Origin of the sequence: Enterobacter hormaechei subsp. hoffmannii, from assembly GCF_001729745.1 — a bacterium.
GTDB classification, from domain to species: Bacteria; Pseudomonadota; Gammaproteobacteria; order Enterobacterales; family Enterobacteriaceae; genus Enterobacter; species Enterobacter intestinihominis.
In genome coordinates this window covers 3,006,911-3,026,083 of record NZ_CP017186.1, presented here as the reverse complement: position 1 = coordinate 3,026,083, position 19,173 = coordinate 3,006,911, and the positions used below count along the sequence as shown (strand labels likewise).

General features: G+C 55.0%; 11 protein-coding genes. 7 read left to right on the top strand and 4 right to left on the bottom strand.

Annotated features, from left to right (window positions below):
• Positions 1–15: 15 nt before the first annotated feature.
• On the bottom strand, positions 16–2,301 hold the full coding sequence (gene nrdA / locus BFV65_RS14125; protein WP_022648801.1) for a class 1a ribonucleoside-diphosphate reductase subunit alpha: 2,286 nt from the start codon (positions 2,299–2,301) through the stop codon (positions 16–18).
• A gap of 349 nt (positions 2,302–2,650) precedes the next feature.
• Entirely contained in the window at positions 2,651–3,379 is a 729-nt protein-coding gene (ubiG, locus tag BFV65_RS14120) for a bifunctional 2-polyprenyl-6-hydroxyphenol methylase/3-demethylubiquinol 3-O-methyltransferase UbiG (protein WP_006811346.1), read from the bottom strand.
• A gap of 146 nt (positions 3,380–3,525) precedes the next feature.
• On the opposite strand from ubiG, the gene gyrA reads away from it, so the two are divergent.
• Positions 3,526–6,162 carry a DNA topoisomerase (ATP-hydrolyzing) subunit A gene (gene gyrA / locus BFV65_RS14115; RefSeq protein ID WP_023300608.1) on the top strand — a complete coding sequence of 879 codons (2,637 nt, stop codon included), beginning with the start codon at positions 3,526–3,528 and terminating at the stop codon, positions 6,160–6,162.
• Positions 6,163–6,296: 134 nt separating this feature from the next.
• Positions 6,297–9,143 carry a two-component system sensor histidine kinase RcsC gene (rcsC, locus tag BFV65_RS14110; RefSeq protein WP_023300607.1) on the top strand — a complete coding sequence of 949 codons (2,847 nt, stop codon included), beginning with the start codon at positions 6,297–6,299 and terminating at the stop codon, positions 9,141–9,143.
• Between the two features lie 111 nt (positions 9,144–9,254).
• On the opposite strand, the gene rcsB is transcribed toward rcsC, so the two are convergent.
• Positions 9,255–9,905 carry a response regulator transcription factor RcsB gene (gene rcsB / locus BFV65_RS14105; RefSeq protein ID WP_003859405.1) on the bottom strand — a complete coding sequence of 217 codons (651 nt, stop codon included), beginning with the start codon at positions 9,903–9,905 and terminating at the stop codon, positions 9,255–9,257.
• 16 nt (positions 9,906–9,921) lie between these two features.
• Positions 9,922–12,594, bottom strand: coding sequence for a phosphotransferase RcsD (rcsD, locus tag BFV65_RS14100; protein WP_023300606.1), 2,673 nt, complete (start codon positions 12,592–12,594; stop codon positions 9,922–9,924).
• A gap of 745 nt (positions 12,595–13,339) precedes the next feature.
• Here rcsD and BFV65_RS14095 point away from each other — a divergent pair.
• The 5 genes from BFV65_RS14095 to BFV65_RS14075 all read left to right on the top strand — a co-directional run bounded on the left by BFV65_RS14095 (position 13,340) and on the right by BFV65_RS14075 (position 19,101).
• Complete coding sequence (locus BFV65_RS14095; RefSeq protein ID WP_046619097.1) at positions 13,340–14,431, top strand: porin OmpC; 1,092 nt, start codon at positions 13,340–13,342, stop codon at positions 14,429–14,431.
• A gap of 113 nt (positions 14,432–14,544) precedes the next feature.
• Positions 14,545–15,600: an FAD:protein FMN transferase ApbE gene (gene apbE, locus BFV65_RS14090; protein ID WP_045620899.1), complete on the top strand. Its 1,056-nt coding sequence runs from the start codon at positions 14,545–14,547 to the stop codon at positions 15,598–15,600.
• A 72-nt stretch (positions 15,601–15,672) separates the two neighbouring features.
• Positions 15,673–16,731 carry a bifunctional DNA-binding transcriptional regulator/O6-methylguanine-DNA methyltransferase Ada gene (ada, locus tag BFV65_RS14085; protein WP_023300604.1) on the top strand — a complete coding sequence of 353 codons (1,059 nt, stop codon included), beginning with the start codon at positions 15,673–15,675 and terminating at the stop codon, positions 16,729–16,731.
• Positions 16,731–17,381, top strand: a complete 651-nt coding sequence (gene alkB, locus BFV65_RS14080) for a DNA oxidative demethylase AlkB (RefSeq protein ID WP_023300603.1) — start codon at positions 16,731–16,733, stop codon at positions 17,379–17,381. The genes ada and alkB overlap by 1 nt, the downstream gene beginning before the upstream one ends.
• Positions 17,382–17,457: 76 nt before the next feature.
• Complete coding sequence (locus BFV65_RS14075; protein WP_046619099.1) at positions 17,458–19,101, top strand: multidrug ABC transporter permease/ATP-binding protein; 1,644 nt, start codon at positions 17,458–17,460, stop codon at positions 19,099–19,101.
• Positions 19,102–19,173: the final 72 nt, after the last annotated feature.

Sequence of the window (19,173 nt, the reverse complement as noted above, 5' to 3'; positions counted from 1 at the left end):
GGGTGAGGGAATTTATTAGATCTTACATGCGCCGCTTTCGCAGCCATCGTCCTGAATTGACGGCACCAGGTCGTCCTGGGCGTCTTCCGCACCATCACGGGTGTTGTGATAGTACAGCGTTTTCACGCCAAATTTGTAGGCGGTGAGCAGGTCTTTCAGCAGTTGCTGCATCGGAACCTTGCCTGACGGGAAGCGCGTCGGGTCGTAGTTGGTATTGGCAGAGATCGACTGGTCGATAAACTTCTGCATGATACCCACCAGTTGGAGGTAGCCGTCGTTGTTTGGCATTTCCCACAGCAGCTCGTAGTTGTTGCCCAGCGTTTCGTAATCCGGTACCACCTGACGCAGCACGCCGTCTTTCGACGCTTTGATGCTGACGTGGCCGCGCGGTGGCTCAATACCGTTGGTGGCGTTGGAGATCTGCGAAGAGGTCTCGGACGGCATCAGGGCAGAGAGCGTGGAGTTACGCAGGCCGTGAGTTTTAATGGACTCGCGCAGGCCTTCCCAGTCGAGGTGCAGCGGCTCGCTGACGATCGCATCCAGGTCTTTTTTGTAGGTGTCGATCGGCAAAATGCCTTTCGCGTAGGTGGTTTCATTGAACCACGGGCACGCGCCTTGTTCTTTCGCCAGCTCGTTGGAGGCTTTCATCAGGTAGTACTGAATGGCTTCGAACGTCTGGTGCGTCAGATTGTTGGCGCTGCCGTCGGAGTAACGCTTGCCGTTTTTCGCCAGCCAGTAGGCGAAGTTGATCACGCCGATACCTAAAGTGCGACGGCCCATTGCGCCGCGTTTTGCCGCCGGGATTGGGTAATCCTGGTAGTCCAGCAGGGCGTCGAGCGCACGAACCGCCAGCACGGCCAGCTCTTCCAGCTCGTCCAGGCTCTTAATCGCACCCAGGTTGAACGCAGAGAGCGTACACAGGGCGATTTCACCATTTTCATCGTTCACATCGTCCAGCGGTTTGGTCGGCAGGGCGATCTCCAGGCACAGGTTGGACTGGCGCACTGGCGCAACCACCGGATCGAACGGGCTGTGGGTGTTGCAGTGGTCAACGTTCTGGATGTAGATACGGCCGGTAGAGGCACGTTCCTGCATCATCAGGGAGAACAGATCGACCGCCTTCACGCGCTGCTTGCGGATGCTGTCGTCTTTTTCGTATTTGGTGTACAGACGCTCGAATTCGTCCTGATCGGCGAAGAACGCGTCGTACAGACCCGGGACGTCGGATGGGCTGAACAGGGTGATATCTTCACCTTTCAGCAGGCGGGTGTACATCAGCTTGTTGATCTGCACGCCGTAGTCCATGTGACGCACGCGGTTGCCTTCCACGCCGCGGTTGTTCTTCAGAACCAGCAGGCTTTCCACTTCCAGGTGCCACATTGGGTAGAACAGGGTCGCAGCGCCACCGCGCACGCCGCCCTGAGAGCAGGATTTTACCGCCGTCTGGAAGTGCTTGTAGAACGGGATACAGCCGGTGTGGAACGCTTCACCGCCGCGGATCGGGCTGCCCAGCGCACGGATACGACCAGCGTTGATGCCGATACCAGCACGCTGGGAGACGTATTTTACGATGGCGCTGGAGGTCGCGTTGATGGAATCCAGGCTGTCACCACACTCGATCAGTACGCAGGAGCTGAACTGACGGGTAGGGGTACGCACGCCAGACATGATTGGCGTAGGCAGAGAAATCTTGAACGTAGAGACCGCATCGTAGAAACGCTTCACGTAGTCCAGACGGGTTTCACGTGGATAATTAGAGAACAGGCAGGCGGCCACCAGAATATAGAGGAACTGGGCGCTCTCGTAGATTTCGCCCGTCACACGGTTCTGAACCAGGTATTTGCCTTCGAGCTGCTTCACCGCCGCGTAGGAGAAGTTCATGTCGCGCCAGTGATCGATAAACCCGTTCATCTGCTCGAACTCTTCTTCCGTATAGTCTTCCAGCAGATGCGTGTCGTATTTGCCCAGCTCAACCATTTTCACTACGTGATCGTAAAGCTTCGGCGGCTCGAACTGGCCGTAGGCTTTCTTACGCAGGTGGAAAATCGCCAGACGCGCAGCGAGGTACTGATAATCCGGTGCGTCGCGGGAGATCAGATCTGCCGCTGCTTTGATAATGGTTTCGTGGATATCAGACGTTTTGATGCCGTCGTAGAACTGAATGTGAGAACGCAGTTCGACCTGGGATATAGATACGTTGTTCAGTCCTTCTGCTGCCCAGTCGAGAACTCGATGGATTTTGTCCAGATTGATACGCTCGGTAGTACCGTCGCGCTTTGTCACCAGCAGACTCTGATTCATGTGGGTTTTTACCTGTCCGTGAAATAAAAAAATATCCCCCGCTTATCCACAGAACCGCCTTGTGACTAACTCTGTGGATAAATACTACATATAGGGGTTTTGCGATAAGAAGAACGCTATATGGTGAGTATTCTAGTATCGAATCTTTTCAGCACAAGGGTTGATTTTGACGTTAAATTGAGGTTGTGAAAGGGTAAAAAAGGCTAAGTCCTCGTACCGTAAGGCCTGGAAGAGATGTCAATATTCCAGAAAAAAAATTCAAAATTTGATCGAGTGCTGATTTCTTCAACGGGAGGTCAGAATTGCGCAACATGATGTCGCGCAATCTTTATAAGAATAACGAATGACGTTAGTCGTTTTTGGCGGTTGTGTGCAACATATAGTTAACATCCACGCCCGGGGCAAGTTTGAATTTATCCGTCAGAGGATTGTAGTGCAGACCCGTCATGTGCTGCTCCTTAAGCCATGTCTGGTCAACCCAGCCCAGCAGTTCGGCAGGCTTGATGAACTTCTTCACGTCGTGCGTCCCTTTCGGCACCATGCGCAGCACATATTCCGCGCCTACCACGGCCATCAGCCAGGCTTTGCCGTTGCGGTTGATGGTCGAGAAGAAGACCTGTCCACCCGGTTTCACCAGTTTTGCACAGGCGCTGACGACCGACTGCGGATCGGGAACGTGCTCCAGCATCTCCATGCAGGTCACCACGTCATACTGGTGCGCATGTTTAGCCGCGTGCTCTTCCACGGTTTCCTGGACATATTCTACCTGTACGCCGGACTCCAGCGCATGAAGACGCGCAACCTGTAGAGGTTCGAAGCCCATGTCCAGACCGGTGACGGTGGCCCCTTCGCGCGCCATGCTTTCCGCCAGGATGCCGCCACCGCAGCCGACGTCGAGCACTTTCTTACCGAACAGACCGCCGGAACGCTCCGCGATATAGCCCAGACGTAGCGGGTTAATACGATGCAGAGGTTTGAACTCACCTTCGAGATCCCACCAGCGGGACGCCACCGCTTCAAATTTGGCAATCTCTTCGTGGTCAACGTTGTGAGCCACCGGGGATTTTTCGGCATTCATGGGCGCTTTTACTCCTTATTTAGCAAGACAAATGAGTATATCAGGCAATCCCTGTGAATAAAGCGTATAGGTTTACCTGTATCACCGCGGCTGTGTTATAATTTGCGACCTTTGAATCCGGGATACAGTAGAGGGATAGCGGTTAGATGAGCGACCTTGCGAGAGAAATTACACCGGTTAACATCGAGGAAGAGCTGAAAAGCTCCTATCTGGACTATGCGATGTCGGTCATTGTTGGCCGTGCGCTGCCGGACGTCCGCGATGGCCTTAAGCCGGTACACCGTCGCGTACTATACGCCATGAACGTATTGGGCAATGACTGGAATAAAGCCTACAAAAAATCTGCCCGTGTCGTTGGTGACGTAATCGGTAAATACCATCCCCATGGTGATTCCGCGGTGTACGACACCATTGTCCGTATGGCGCAGCCTTTCTCGCTGCGTTACATGCTGGTAGATGGTCAGGGTAACTTTGGTTCTATCGACGGCGACTCCGCCGCGGCAATGCGTTATACGGAAATCCGTCTGGCGAAGATTGCCCATGAGCTGATGGCTGACCTGGAAAAAGAGACGGTTGATTTCGTTGATAACTACGACGGCACGGAAAAAATTCCTGACGTTATGCCAACGAAGATCCCAAACCTGCTGGTGAACGGTTCGTCCGGTATCGCAGTGGGTATGGCAACCAACATTCCGCCGCACAACATCACGGAAGTGATTAACGGCTGCCTGGCCTACATCGACGATGAAGACATCAGCATTGAAGGGCTGATGGAACACATCCCGGGCCCGGACTTCCCGACGGCGGCAATCATCAACGGCCGTCGCGGTATTGAAGAAGCGTACCGTACCGGTCGCGGCAAGATTTACATCCGTGCCCGCGCCGAAGTGGAAGCGGACGCCAAAACCGGCCGTGAAACCATTATTGTTCACGAGATCCCGTATCAGGTGAACAAGGCGCGTCTGATTGAAAAAATCGCCGAGCTGGTAAAAGAAAAACGCGTTGAAGGCATCAGCGCGCTGCGCGACGAGTCTGACAAAGACGGTATGCGCATCGTGATTGAAATCAAGCGCGACGCGGTGGGTGAAGTTGTGCTGAACAACCTTTACTCCCAGACTCAGCTTCAGGTCTCCTTCGGTATCAACATGGTTGCGCTGCACCATGGCCAGCCGAAGATCATGAACCTGAAAGAGATCCTGAGCGCGTTTGTGCGTCACCGCCGTGAAGTGGTGACTCGCCGTACCATCTTTGAACTGCGCAAAGCGCGCGATCGTGCCCATATCCTTGAAGCACTGGCCGTTGCGCTGGCGAACATCGACCCGATCATCGAGCTGATCCGCCGTGCGCCGACGCCGGCAGAAGCGAAGGCGTCGCTGGTTGCGCGTCCATGGGATCTGGGCAACGTGGCGGCGATGCTGGAACGTGCCGGCGATGATGCCGCGCGTCCTGAGTGGCTGGAGCCGGAATTCGGCGTGCGTGACGGTCAGTACTATCTGACTGAACAGCAGGCCCAGGCGATTCTGGATCTGCGTTTGCAGAAACTGACCGGCCTTGAGCATGAAAAACTGCTCGACGAGTACAAAGAGCTGCTGGAGCAGATTGCCGAGCTGCTGCATATCCTGGGTAGCGCAGAGCGCCTGATGGAAGTGATCCGTGAAGAGCTGGAGCTGGTTCGCGATCAGTTCGGCGACGAGCGTCGCACCGAAATCACGGCCAACAGCTCTGATATCAACATTGAAGATCTGATCAACCGCGAAGACGTGGTCGTGACGCTGTCTCACCAGGGTTACGTGAAGTATCAGCCGTTGACCGACTACGAAGCACAGCGTCGTGGCGGTAAAGGCAAATCTGCGGCGCGTATTAAAGAAGAAGACTTCATTGACCGTCTGCTGGTGGCCAATACCCACGACACGATCCTCTGCTTCTCCAGCCGGGGCCGTCTGTACTGGATGAAAGTCTATCAGCTGCCGGAAGCGAGCCGTGGCGCGCGGGGTCGACCTATCGTTAACCTGCTGCCGCTGGAAGCGAACGAACGTATCACCGCCATTCTGCCGGTACGCGAGTACGAAGAGGGCGTGAACGTCTTTATGGCAACCGCGAGCGGTACCGTGAAGAAAACCGCGTTGACCGAATTCAGCCGTCCACGTTCCGCCGGGATCATCGCGGTGAACCTGAACGAAGGCGACGAGCTGATCGGCGTGGATCTGACCTCCGGTTCTGATGAAGTGATGCTGTTCTCTGCGGCCGGTAAAGTGGTGCGCTTTAAAGAGAACGCCGTGCGCGCAATGGGTCGTACGGCGACCGGCGTGCGTGGTATCAAGCTGGCGGGTGAAGACAGCGTGGTTTCCCTGATCGTTCCGCGTGGCGAAGGCGCAATCCTGACCGTCACCCAGAACGGCTACGGTAAACGTACGGCGGAAAGCGAATACCCGACCAAGTCTCGCGGCACGCAGGGCGTTATCTCCATCAAAGTGACCGAGCGCAACGGTTCCGTTGTTGGCGCGGTACAGGTGGACGACGCGGACCAGATCATGATGATCACCGATGCCGGTACGCTGGTGCGTACCCGCGTGTCAGAGATCAGCGTGGTGGGTCGTAACACCCAGGGCGTTATCCTCATCCGTACTGCGGAAGATGAAAACGTCGTCGGTCTGCAACGCGTTGCTGAGCCGGTGGATGACGAAGAGCTCGACTCTATCGACGGCAGCGTCGCGGAAGGGGATGATGAAATCGTCCCGGAAGCGGACACCGATGATGAAGCAGCGGATGACGCTGACGAGTAACGTCTCCTGACGCATAAAGGGCCGGTTTCCGGCCCTTTTGTTTTGCGCAAGCAGACAAGTGAACGTTGCGACAAGCCGCGTTTACCGCTACCTTAACCACATTCTTTTTTCCCCGATGGCGGAGCCTCGCCCCTTTGAAATACCTCGTCTCCTTTCGTACCACGTTAAAAGTCTCTCGCTATCTGTTTCGGGCGCTTGCGCTACTGCTATGGTTGCTGGTGGCACTGCTCTCGGTGTTTTACATCGTTAACGCGTTACACCAGAAAGAAGCGGAGATCCGCCAGGAGTTTAACTTAAGCTCGGATCAGGCCCAGCGCTATATCCAGCGCACGTCTGATGTGATGAAAGAGCTTAAGTATATCGCTGAGAATCGACTGACGGCGGAGAACGGCATTCTTGCCCTCCGCGGTCGGGATGAAAAAACCGAAGTACCTGATTTCGAACCGCTCTTCCCGGACTCCGATTGTTCCGCGATGGGCAAAGCCTGGCGTGGCTCACTGGAGTCCCTGTCATGGTTTATGCGCTACTGGCGCGATAATTTTTCGGCCGCTTACGATCTGAACCGCGTCTACCTGATTGGCAACGAAAATCTCTGCATGGCGGACTTCGGTCTGCGGGATATGCCCGTCGAACGCGAAGACGCGTTGAAAAGCCTGCATGAGCGCATAGTGAAATACCGCAATGCGCCTCAGGAAGAGCGCGGGAACAACATCTTCTGGATAAGCCAGGGGCCGCGCATGGGCGTCGGCTATTTCTATGCCCTGACTCCGGTTTACCTCGGAAACCGCCTGCAAGCGCTGCTGGGGATTGAACAAACCATCCGCATGGAAAACTTCTTCACGCCGGGCAGTCTGCCGATGGGCGTGACCATTCTGGATGAGAACGGCCACCCACTCATCTCCCTTACCGGGCCTGAAAACCGCCTGAAAGTGGAGCCCAGCTGGATGCAGGAGCGGTCATGGTTTGGCTATACCTCCGGGTTCCGCGAGCTGGTGCTGAAGAAAAGTTTACCGCCATCGTCGCTGAGCATTGTCTATTCGCTGCCGGTGGACAAGGTGCTGGAGCGCATTCGCATCCTGATCCTTAACGCCATTTTGTTGAACATCGCGGTAGGCGTCGCGCTGTTTATGCTGGCGAGAATGTATGAGCGGCGGATCTTTATTCCGGCGGAAGCGGATGCTCAGCGTCTGGAGGAGCACGAGCAGTTTAACCGTAAGATTGTCGCCTCGGCGCCGGTAGGGATCTGTATCCTGCGTACTCAGGACGGGACAAATATCCTCAGTAACGAGCTTGCCCATAACTACCTGAACATGCTCACGCATGAAGACCGCCAGCGGTTAACGCAGATCATCTGTGGGCAACAGGTTAACTTTGTGGATGTGCTGACCAGCACCCACACCAACCTGCAAATCAGCTTCGTCCATTCGCGCTACCGCAATGAAAACGTGGCGATTTGCGTGCTGGTGGACGTCTCCGCGCGCGTTAAGATGGAAGAGTCATTGCAGGATATGGCGCAGGCGGCGGAGCAGGCCAGCCAGTCGAAATCGATGTTCCTCGCGACCGTCAGCCATGAGCTGCGTACGCCGCTGTACGGCATTATCGGTAACCTCGATCTTCTCCAGACCAAAGAGCTGCCGAAAGGGGTCGACCGCCTGGTGACGGCGATGAACAACTCGTCCAGCCTGCTGCTGAAAATTATCAGCGATATTCTCGACTTCTCTAAAATTGAATCCGAGCAGTTGAAAATAGAACCGCGTGAGTTCTCCCCGCGCGAGGTGATGAACCATATCAGCGCCAACTATCTGCCGCTGGTGGTGCGCAAACAGCTGGGGCTGTACTGCTTTATCGAGCCGGATGTGCCGCTGACGCTGCATGGCGATCCGATGCGTCTGCAACAGGTCATCTCGAACCTGCTAAGCAACGCCATCAAATTCACCGATATCGGCTGTATTGTGCTGCATGTCTGCCGGGCAGGGGAGTACCTGACTATTCGCGTACGCGACACGGGTGTTGGCATTCCGGCGAAAGAGGTCGTTCGCCTGTTCGATCCGTTCTTCCAGGTGGGGACGGGCGTCCAGCGTAATTTCCAGGGGACCGGGCTGGGTCTGGCGATTTGCGAGAAGCTTATCAGCATGATGGACGGGGATATCTCCGTCGATACCGAGCCGGGTATGGGCAGCCAGTTCACCATCCGTATCCCGCTCTACTCGGCACACTATCCGGTGAAAACCACGGTCGACGGGCTGAGCGAAAAGCACTGCTGGCTGGCGGTGCACAACGCCTCCTTACATGATTTCCTGACCTCGATGCTGACCAGCAGCGGTGTGCGGGTCTCACGCTATGAAGGCCAGACGCCGGACGCAGATGACATGCTGATTACTGACGTTGAGCCAGACAAGGCGTGGGCGGGGCGGGGCGTGGTGATGTTCTGCCGCCGTCATATCGGTATTCCGATTGAGCGTTCGCCCGGGGTATGGGTGCACAGTGTGGCGACACCGCACGAAATGTTGGGCTTGCTGGCGCGTATTTACAGCGTACAGCTTGAGGACAGCGATGGCGCTACCGTGCTGGCTTCCCCTGATGAGCTGGCATCGGTGAATGACGATATGATGATTCTGGTCGTCGACGATCATCCGATTAACCGTCGTCTGCTCGCAGACCAGCTTGGCTCTCTGGGCTATCAGTGTAAAACGGCCAATGATGGCGTGGATGCCCTGAATGTCTTAAGTAAGAATCATATTGATATTGTGCTCAGTGATGTGAACATGCCTAACATGGACGGCTATCGTCTGACGCAGCGTATCCGACAGCTGGGGCTGACGCTGCCGGTGGTGGGGGTGACAGCCAACGCACTGGCGGAGGAGAAGCAGCGCTGTCTGGAGTCGGGAATGGACAGCTGCCTGTCGAAGCCGGTCACGCTGGATGTACTGAAGCAGACGCTATCCGTGTATGCGGAGCGGGTGCGAAAAGCGAGACAATAAAAAAGGCCCGAAAGGGCCTTTTTTATGTGTCCGACGGCACTGCGCTTGCGCGGGCCTACGGGGTCTTTAGACCGGGTAACCGCGAGGGTCACCCGGCGTAGACAGCGACGATCAATCTTTGTCCGTTGCGCTCAGCGTCACGGAAGAGAGATAGTTCAGCAGGGCGATATCGTTATCCACACCCAGCTTCATCATCGCGGATTTTTTCTGGCTACTGATGGTTTTGATACTGCGGTTCAGCTTCTTGGCGATTTCAGTAACCAGGAAACCTTCAGCGAACAGACGCAGAACTTCACTCTCTTTAGGCGAGAGACGCTTGTCGCCATAGCCACCTGCGCTGATTTTTTCAAGCAGGCGTGAGACGCTCTCAGGCGTGAATTTCTTCCCTTTCTGTAGCGCCGCCAGCGCTTTAGGCAGATCGGTAGGTGCGCCTTGTTTCAGCACAATCCCTTCAATATCAAGATCCAGAACGGCGCTCAGGATCGCAGGGTTATTGTTCATGGTCAGAACAATGATCGAAATGTCCGGGAAGTGGCGTTTAATGTATTTGATGAGCGTAATCCCATCACCGTATTTATCCCCAGGCATGGAGAGATCGGTAATGAGCACGTGCGCATCAAGTTTAGGCAGGTTGTTAATAAGGGCTGTGGAATCTTCAAATTCACCGACTACATTCACCCACTCGATCTGTTCAAGTGATTTGCGAATACCGAACAGTACAATCGGATGGTCATCGGCAATAATTACGTTCATATTGTTCATGTATAAGGCTACCTTGCTACAGCAAGCTCTTGACGTAAGCGTCAATGTCGCTGATGTATTTTTCAATGCCAGAGGCATCTTTCTCACGAATTAGATGTTCCAGCGTTTCACATAACTGCTTGCCGGGAACCAGATTAAGCATGGCAAACACCCCTTTAAGCCGGTGTGCTGTCTGTGCCAGCGCTGCAAAATCCTGCGCAGCGGACTCAGTATACAACCGCTTAACATCATCTGGTACTGTATCAACGAAGAGCGAATAATATCCGCTGGCATGGAGTTCGGCATTTTCATCGCCGCCTAACGGTGACTCCAGGATCTCTTCCTGCGCCAGATTCTCTTCAATCAGTTGTAATACAGCTTCCTGCATTGCATTGCTCATATTAAAGTTGACGCGCAGCTGCCCAGGGCCGATTTTCCGCACGCCTGGCTCATCATCGCTTAAAAGCAAGCCGGAGGCAGTAAGATTAGACGGATTATCAGTTAAAAATAGATCAAATTCTTGACTCGCGAGCCTTTCGTCCGGGGTAATGCAGGACGCGCCCCAGTTTTCCAGCTGACGAACGACGATATTACGGATCTCACTGGAGGTCACGTCCACCATCACCACCACATCATCCAGCAGACGCTCTTCATCCTCTTCCTGAGGATTCGCCGCCATTTTAACATGCAAGGAGTAGCGGGTGCCGAGGGATTCGCGCGCCTTAATGTTCAGATGACCGCCCAGCTTACGCGCCAGCTGATCGCAGAGCCAGAAGGTGAGGGCATTCGCCTTACCGTAGTGGTCGCGCTGGGTATCGTTCAGGAACGGGAAGTGCAGGTTATCGATTTCGCTCACGGTGACGCCTTCGCCCGTATCCAGAATACGGAACGTCAGACGATCGTCGGTGGACTCATCGGTGCTGACTTCAAGGGTGATCTTGCCGATCTGTGTCGTGGTGACGGCATACTGAATCAACATCATCAGGATGCGACGCAGCGCATCGCGATCGCCGTGACGCTCGTCGTTGGCCGGTAAATGGTTGTTGATCAGCAGCTGGAGCCCTTTGCGCTTGATCACCGGCAGGACTTCCGGAACCACCTCATCAATCAGATCCTGGATGGAGAAGAGCGTAGGGGTGCCCTTCCAGATGTCATTCTCCAGCATGTTCGCAAGCTGGATTTCGTCCACCAGACGAACCAGCGAGTCGGCCTGGCTGCTAAGCTGTCGGCTTTCCGGCGTGCTTAAATCAGCAATCTGCGTGGCGAGTGACTTCAGCGGCTGTTTAAAGGCATCGCCAATGTTTTGCATAAACGCCGCGCGGCCATGCTGGTTTTTCTCATACAGCCTTTGCGCCTGCTTGAGCTTTTTATTCACCAGCACTTCGCGATCCTGATCGCGGATGATGAAGATTTGCGTGCGCGAGGCGACCTGACTGCGGAACTGACGGATCTCATACAGTTCATTATTAATGGTGGCCTGAATGACGCCCTGATGCTGGTCCGCCATGGCCGTAATATTTTGCAGGTTAAGATGCGGCAGAAGGTGATCGGCAATTTTGTTGCTCATCACCGTCCGGTTTGCTTCCTGATCGTGAACAAGCACCCCAAGCGGCAGCACGGAAATAATCTCTTCATTCAGGGCACGAAGAACACGCAACTCGTTGCTGGTCCCGGCTGATACCGACGTCGAGTCGCTCTGGCGGCCCGACTGGAAACGGAAGGTGCTGTAGCCAAACAGCGCCAGCGCCAGCAGGCCGATATTCAACAGCAGCGGCAGCATAATGTTTTGCAGGGTATCAAGCATCAGGGTGCCAAAAGGCACCTGCCACACCAGCCGCATACCGGTTGAGTTGAGCGATGAGGCAATCTCAATCTTCGAGCCATTAAAGGAGATCGCTACGCTGTCCGGGCCTTCTTTATCCGACGGCGTGCGCATATTTTGGGTGCTGTTGTCTGGCTCCAGTCGGAAACTGTCCAGCGGCATATCCGGCGGGATAAGATCGTTAATTGGCAGATCGAAGGCAACCACGGTCGCCAGATGGCCCGGCTGGTTAAAGGTGGTTCGCAGCGTAAAGTAGTGGCCATTCTGCCAGGCAAGACGGCGTAATGACGAGAAACTTTCGCGCTCGTCCAGCGCGTTGGCCTGTTGCAGCATTTCTGCCCGACGGGAATCGACAATGCTGCCAACGGTGGTCTCTTTAAAGCCCGACGAGAGATCCTTAAGCGGCAGGGTCGAGATCAGGATCATGCTGTTGTCCTGACCGTTCAGGTAATACATGGACCACGGTACGGTCTCGGCGCCCCACAAGGTGTCCAGATAGGAGGAGATCCGCTGCGTCATCTCAAGCGTTGCGCTGTCGTGCGAGCCGAAAATCAGGGCTTCCGTCTTACGCTGCGGTTTTTCAAGGTAATACACATCCTGCTTAAGGCGCGTTTCCTGCAACCCTTCGCCTGATGAGGTGGCAGGTGCGGCGGCGATATTGTCGTAGATTTGCCAGGTCGCGTAGCGCCACGTATCAATGCGCTTATGCACCGCATGGGTGATATCGACAATTTGATAGCTTTTATCTTTAAGCCAGGTATTCACGGCGCTCTGAACCATCACTCCCATTGTGACTAACAGCACAACGATCAACAGAAGAAAGAAACGGGTGATGCTGCCCGGTAGAAGGGAGAATTTGCTCGGGGCGGTAGTTTCAGTCTGACTCATCGATGTGTTTAACCCGTAATGGCCGCGCGGTAATGGGATAGGGCAGTATAAAGGGTAATAACTGAATTTCCAGCGTCGTTATCGGTATGACCTTGACTTTTTATCTGTCGCAACCCGCTTCAACGTCATCCGTGTGAAAGATGTACAAAACCCAGTGAAATGTACAAATATGCTGTTACAATGGCAGTAAAATAGCACGAATTAACAAGAAATTAATTTTGAAAGTGAAAAGGAAAATCTGTAAACGCCGGGCGATGGATTTAGTTAATAGTCGTTATCATTACAGACGGGTAGCACATAAAATGTCTGTTGACGTAAAGAAAGGTAAAAAAAAACCGAATGCGGAGCATCCGGTTCAATTAGGGATAAACAGACATTCAGAACTGAATGACGGTAATAAATAAAGTTAATGATGATAGCGAGGGTTATTTTAGTGGTGTTGACGGGAATTTTTTTGTCATTCAGTGCTGTACTCTTTTTTAAGTTAGTCTTTTGAATTTTATAGGATATATTTTTATTTTGATTATCCGTGCTATATTTTTAAACTTTTGATGCTTTGTGAAAGTTCCTTGAAATTTACATATTGAAACATCTTGATGGTAAAGTGAAACATCTTCAAAGTTTTCGTATCATATTCCTGTTGGATTATTCTGCATTTTTGAGGAGAATGAACTTGCCGACTGGTTAAGAGGGTTGACCAGTAAGCAGTGGTAAATAATAAGGCATATAACAGAGGGTTAATAAAATGAAAGTTAAAGTACTGTCCCTCCTGGTACCAGCTCTGCTGGTGGCAGGCGCAGCAAATGCGGCTGAAATTTATAACAAAGACGGCAACAAATTAGATCTGTACGGTAAAGTGGATGGCCTGCACTATTTCTCTGATGACGACAGTGCAGACGGCGACCAGACCTACATGCGTCTGGGCTTCAAAGGCGAAACTCAGGTTAACGACCAGCTGACCGGTTACGGCCAGTGGGAATACCAGATCCAGGGTAACTCTGGTGAGAACGAAAACAACTCATGGACGCGTGTGGCGTTCGCAGGTCTGAAATTCGCTGATGCGGGTTCATTCGACTACGGTCGTAACTACGGCGTTGTTTACGATGTGACTTCCTGGACCGACGTTCTGCCGGAGTTCGGCGGCGATACCTACGGTTCTGACAACTTCATGCAGCAGCGTGGTAACGGCTTCGCGACCTACCGTAACCAGGACTTCTTCGGTCTGGTTGATGGTCTGAACTTCGCGTTGCAGTACCAGGGTAAAAACGGCAGCGCAAGCGGCGAAGGCCAGACCAACAACGGTCGTGAGGCACTGCGTCAGAACGGTGATGGCTACGGCGGCTCTCTGACCTATGATCTGGGCGAAGGCTTCGCACTCGGTACGGCAGTCACCAGTTCTAAACGTACTGCTGACCAGAACGCTGCGGGCTACTACGGTGAAGGCGATCGCGCAGAGACCTACACCGGTGGTCTGAAATACGACGCGAACAACATCTACCTGGCTGCACAGTATACTCAGACTTACAACGCGACCCGCGTTGGCGATCAGGGCTGGGCTAACAAAGCGCAGAACTTCGAAGTGGTTGCTCAGTATCAGTTCGACTTCGGCCTGCGTCCATCCGTGGCTTACCTGCAGTCTAAAGGTAAAGACATCGAAAACTATGGCGATCAGGATATCCTGAAGTATGTTGACGTGGGTGCGACTTACTACTTCAACAAAAACATGTCCACCTATGTTGATTACAAAATCAACCTGCTGGATGAAAATGACTTCACCCGTCAGACAGGTATCGGTACTGACGATATCGTCGCGCTGGGTCTGGTTTACCAGTTCTAATTGCTCATACTGCAACAAAGGGGCCATCAGGCCCCTTTTTTCATGCTTTTTTAGGGTCTTCAAATACGCTGTTTTAGTGTACTCTTGCCGCCCTGGCATGAGGATAATAACCAATGGATATGACTTTTTTACGCGCCAGCGTTCTGGCGACTTTTTTACTCCTGACCGCGTGTGACTCTTCTACACAGCCCGCAAAAATCGACGCACCCGCCGCGACGGTGCTGGAAGGGAAAACCATGGGGACCTTCTGGCGCGTCAGCGTGATGAATATCGATAAATCCCGCGCTGAAGAACTACGCGGTAAAATTCAGGCGCAGCTGGATGCCGACGATCAGTTACTCTCTACCTATAAAAATGACTCAGCGCTGATGCGTTTCAATCGCTCCAGCAGCACCTCGCTGTGGCCGGTGAGCGAAGCAATGGCCGATATCGTCACGGAAGCCATGCGCGTGGGCTACAAAACCAACGGCGCAATGGATGTGACCGTTGGGCCGCTGGTGAACCTGTGGGGATTTGGCCCCAACAAGCAGCCGGTGACCACACCCGATCAAGCCGCCATCGACGACGCCCGCGCGCGTACAGGGTTACAGCATCTGGCGGTGATCTCCCAGTACGGTCAGCAATACCTGCAAAAAGACATTCCCGACCTGTTTGTGGATCTCTCCACGGTAGGCGAGGGGTATGCTGCGGATCATCTCGCGGCCCTGATGGCGCAGGAAGGTATTCCCCGTTATCTGGTTTCCGTCGGGGGCGCGCTCGTCAGCCGGGGCATGAACGCCAGCGGCAGGCCGTGGCGAGTGGCCATCCAAAAACCAACCGATCAGCAGAACGCGGTGCAGGCGATTGTCGACATCAACGGGCACGGTATCAGCACCTCCGGAAGCTACCGCAACTATTACGAGCTGGATGGCAAACGTATCTCGCATGTGATTGATCCGCAAACCGGACGCCCGATTACCCACAACCTGGTGTCCGTGACGGTGATAGCGCCAACTGCGCTGGAAGCCGACGCCTGGGATACCGGATTGATGGTGCTCGGCACGGAGAAGGCCAAAGAGGTGGTACGTCAGGAAGGGCTGGCCGTTTATATGATCACCAAAGAGGCTGACGGGTTTAAAACCTGGAGTTCACCGCAGTTCAACAGCTTCCTGGTGAGCGAAAAAAATTAAAAAGCAAGGTTGCGGGTTTTTGTTCGGTGGCGTTCAGGCAAGCTGAGCGTATGCTTGTAAGAGGAGCCGATGATGAAAAACACAACCTATCTTACCGATGAGGATCGCTGGCAGGCTGTTCTGGCCCGCGATCCGCGTGCGGATAACCAGTTTGTCTTTGCCGTGCAGACGACCGGCATTTATTGTCGTCCGTCCTGCCGTGCCCGCCACGCGCTGCGTAAAAATGTCTGCTTTTATCCTGATGCTCACCAGGCCGCGCAGGCGGGTTTCCGCCCCTGTAAGCGCTGTAGGCCGGACCAGGTCGACCCTATGGCGCAGAAAAAGGCCAACGTTGCGCTGGCCTGCCGACTGCTTGAGCAGGATGCCGCGCTGAACCTGGAGGCACTGGCGCAGCAGGTTGGCATGAGTCCGTTCCATTTCCACCGCTTGTTTAAATCCGTTACCGGCATGACGCCGAAAGCATGGCAGCAGGCTGCGCGTGAACAACGCCTGCGTAGCCTGCTTGCACAGGGCGGTAAAATCACCGACGCCGTACTGGCCGCTGGCTTCCCGGACGGCAGCAGCTACTACCGTAAAGCCAACGGCGCGCTGGGCATGACGGCGAAACAGTACCGTAACGGAGAGGCTGCGGTCCGCTATGCCATCAGCGACTGCTCGCTGGGCCACTGTCTGGTGGCGGAAAGCGAGCGCGGGATCTGCGCAATACTGCTGGGTGATGACGACGCCGGGCTGACGGCTGAGCTGCTCTCACTGTTTCCGCTTGCCGTCCGTGAACCGATGGAAGGCGCATTTGCCGGGCGTGTTCGTCAGGTGATTGCCTCTGTCGACAGCCGCGCGACGCCGTTGACGTTACCGCTGGATATCCGGGGTACCGCCTTCCAGCAGCAGGTCTGGCAGGCGCTGCGGGCTATCCCCTGCGGTGAAACGGCAAGCTATCAGCAGGTGGCGAAGGCCATTGGTAAACCCAATGCCGTACGTGCCGTGGCGGGGGCCTGCGGAGCCAACAAACTGGCGATAGTTATCCCCTGTCACCGCGTGGTGCGTAACGACGGTGCGCTGTCGGGTTATCGCTGGGGCGCAGCGCGTAAGGTGCTATTGTTGAAACGTGAGGCGAACAACCCGGAGGGATAATGCTCGATCTTTTTGCTGATGCTGAACCCTGGCAGGAGCCGCTCGCGCCGGGGGCGACGATCCTGAGACGTTTTGCGCTTTCCCGCGCGGCGGCGCTGTTCGACGGTATTGATACCGTCACCGCCCGTTCGCCGTTTCGCCATATGGTCACGCCGGGCGGGTATACCATGTCCGTGGCGATGACCAACTGCGGCGAACTGGGATGGGCGACGAATGAGCGGGGCTATGTATATGCCGCGAACGACCCGCTGACGGATAGGCCGTGGCCGCCGATGCCGGAGGCGTTTCAGGCGCTGTGTCACGATGCCGCCGTCGCGGCCGGCTATCCTGATTTTCGTCCCGATGCCTGTCTGATCAACCGCTATGCCGTCGGCGCAAAACTCTCCCTGCATCAGGATAAGGACGAGCCTGACCTGCGCGCGCCGATTGTCTCGGTATCCCTTGGGTTGCCCGCTGTCTTTCAGTTTGGCGGCCTGCGGCGCAACGACCCGCTCAAACGGCTGATGCTGGAGCATGGCGATGTGGTGGTCTGGGGCGGTGAATCACGGCTTTTTTATCACGGCATTCAGCCGCTTAAAAATGGCGATCACCCGGTGGCGGGGGCGTTTCGCTACAACCTCACGTTCCGCCAGGCAGCGTACAGAGAATAAAAATAAGAATTATTCTTGATGTGTGTGAAAGGCAGTTTACACTGCTGGCTGATTTTTCTTGTCCGGATTGCTCTGCATGCAACTACTTCTTCTTGTCTGGCGGCAGTATCGCTGGCCTTTTATCGCGGTGATGGCGCTAAGCCTTGCCAGCGCGGCGCTGGGGATCGGCCTGATTGCCTTCATTAACGTGCGTTTGATCGAAATGGTCGACACGTCACTCTCCGTCCTGCCGGAATTTCTGGGTTTACTGCTGCTGCTGATGGCAGTCACGCTCGGGTCACAGCTGGCGCTGACCGCGCTCGGCCACCACTTCGTTTTCCGTCTGCGCAGCGAGTTCATCAAACGGATCCTTGATACTCAAGTGGAACGCATCGAACAGCTGGGAAGTGCTTCTCTGCTGGCGGGGCTGACCAGCGATGTGCGCGCCATTACCATCGCCTTTGTGCGCCTGCCGGAGCTGGTGCAGGGGATCATCCTGACCTTTGGCTCGGCAGCCTATCTCGCCTGGCTCTCCAGCAAAATGCTGGCGGTAACGGCGCTGTGGATTGTTATTACCATCTGGGGCGGGTTCCTGCTGGTATCACGCGTCTATAAGCACATGGCGGTGCTGCGCGAAACGGAAGACAAGCTCTATAACGATTATCAGACAGTGCTGGAAGGGCGCAAAGAGCTGACGCTGAACCGCGAGCGCGCCGAACATATCTTCAACCATCTCTATATCCCGGATGCGCACGAATATCGTCATCACATTATTCGCGCCGATACGTTCCACCTGAGCGCCGTGAACTGGTCCAACATCATGATGCTGGGTGCCATTGGCCTGGTGTTCTGGATGGCGAACAGCCTGGGGTGGGCGGATACCAACGTGGCGGCAACGTACTCCCTGACGCTGCTGTTTTTACGCACGCCGCTGCTGTCGGCCGTTGGCGCACTACCGACGCTGCTGAGCGCACAGGTTGCCTTCAACAAGCTGAAGAAGTTCGACCTTGCGCCGTTTAAGTCTGAGTTCCCGCGCCCGCAGGCCTTTCCGAACTGGCAAACGCTTGAGCTGCGTAACGTGACCTTCCGCTATCAGGATAACGCCTTCTCCGTGGGGCCGATAAATCTGACCATTCACCGCGGCGAACTGCTGTTCCTGATCGGCGGTAACGGCAGCGGCAAATCCACGCTGGCGATGCTGCTGACGGGCCTCTACCAGCCGCAATCAGGCGAAATTTTGCTGGATGGCAAAGCGCTGAGCGCGGAGAAACCGGAGGACTACCGCAAGCTCTTCTCGGCGGTATTTACCGACGTCTGGCTGTTCGACCGGCTGCTGGGCCCGGAAGGGCAGCAGGCGGATCCGGCGCTGGTGGAGAAGTGGCTTGCGCATCTGCAAATGTCACACAAGCTGGAGCTACAGGATGGCAAAATCCTGAATCTCAAGCTGTCGAAAGGGCAGAAGAAGCGCGTGGCGCTGCTGCTGGCGCTGGCCGAAGAGCGCGACATCATCCTGCTGGATGAATGGGCCGCCGATCAGGACCCGCACTTCCGTCGCGAGTTTTATCAGGTCCTGCTGCCGCTGATGCAGGCGATGGGGAAAACCATTTTTGCCATCAGCCATGACGATCACTACTTCATTCACGCCGACCGTCTTTTGGAGATGCGCGACGGCAAACTGAGCGAGCTGACCGGCGATGAGCGCGATGCGGCGTCACGGGACGCGGTGGCGCGCACGGCCTGATTGCAATTGTGCCGGGTGGCCCCCGGCACACTCATTTTTCATATATGCCGTTTTTTTCTCCATCCCGACCCG

Coding starts and splice junctions, on each gene's coding strand:
- nrdA (WP_022648801.1), bottom strand. CDS start 2,301: ATGAATCAGAGTCTGCTGGTGACAAAGCGCGACGGTACTACCGAGCGT.
- ubiG (WP_006811346.1), bottom strand. CDS start 3,379: ATGAATGCCGAAAAATCCCCGGTGGCTCACAACGTTGACCACGAAGAG.
- gyrA (WP_023300608.1), top strand. CDS start 3,526: ATGAGCGACCTTGCGAGAGAAATTACACCGGTTAACATCGAGGAAGAG.
- rcsB (WP_003859405.1), bottom strand. CDS start 9,905: ATGAACAATATGAACGTAATTATTGCCGATGACCATCCGATTGTACTG.
- rcsD (WP_023300606.1), bottom strand. CDS start 12,594: ATGAGTCAGACTGAAACTACCGCCCCGAGCAAATTCTCCCTTCTACCG.
- BFV65_RS14095 (WP_046619097.1), top strand. CDS start 13,340: ATGAAAGTTAAAGTACTGTCCCTCCTGGTACCAGCTCTGCTGGTGGCA.
- apbE (WP_045620899.1), top strand. CDS start 14,545: ATGGATATGACTTTTTTACGCGCCAGCGTTCTGGCGACTTTTTTACTC.
- ada (WP_023300604.1), top strand. CDS start 15,673: ATGAAAAACACAACCTATCTTACCGATGAGGATCGCTGGCAGGCTGTT.
- alkB (WP_023300603.1), top strand. CDS start 16,731: ATGCTCGATCTTTTTGCTGATGCTGAACCCTGGCAGGAGCCGCTCGCG.
- BFV65_RS14075 (WP_046619099.1), top strand. CDS start 17,458: ATGCAACTACTTCTTCTTGTCTGGCGGCAGTATCGCTGGCCTTTTATC.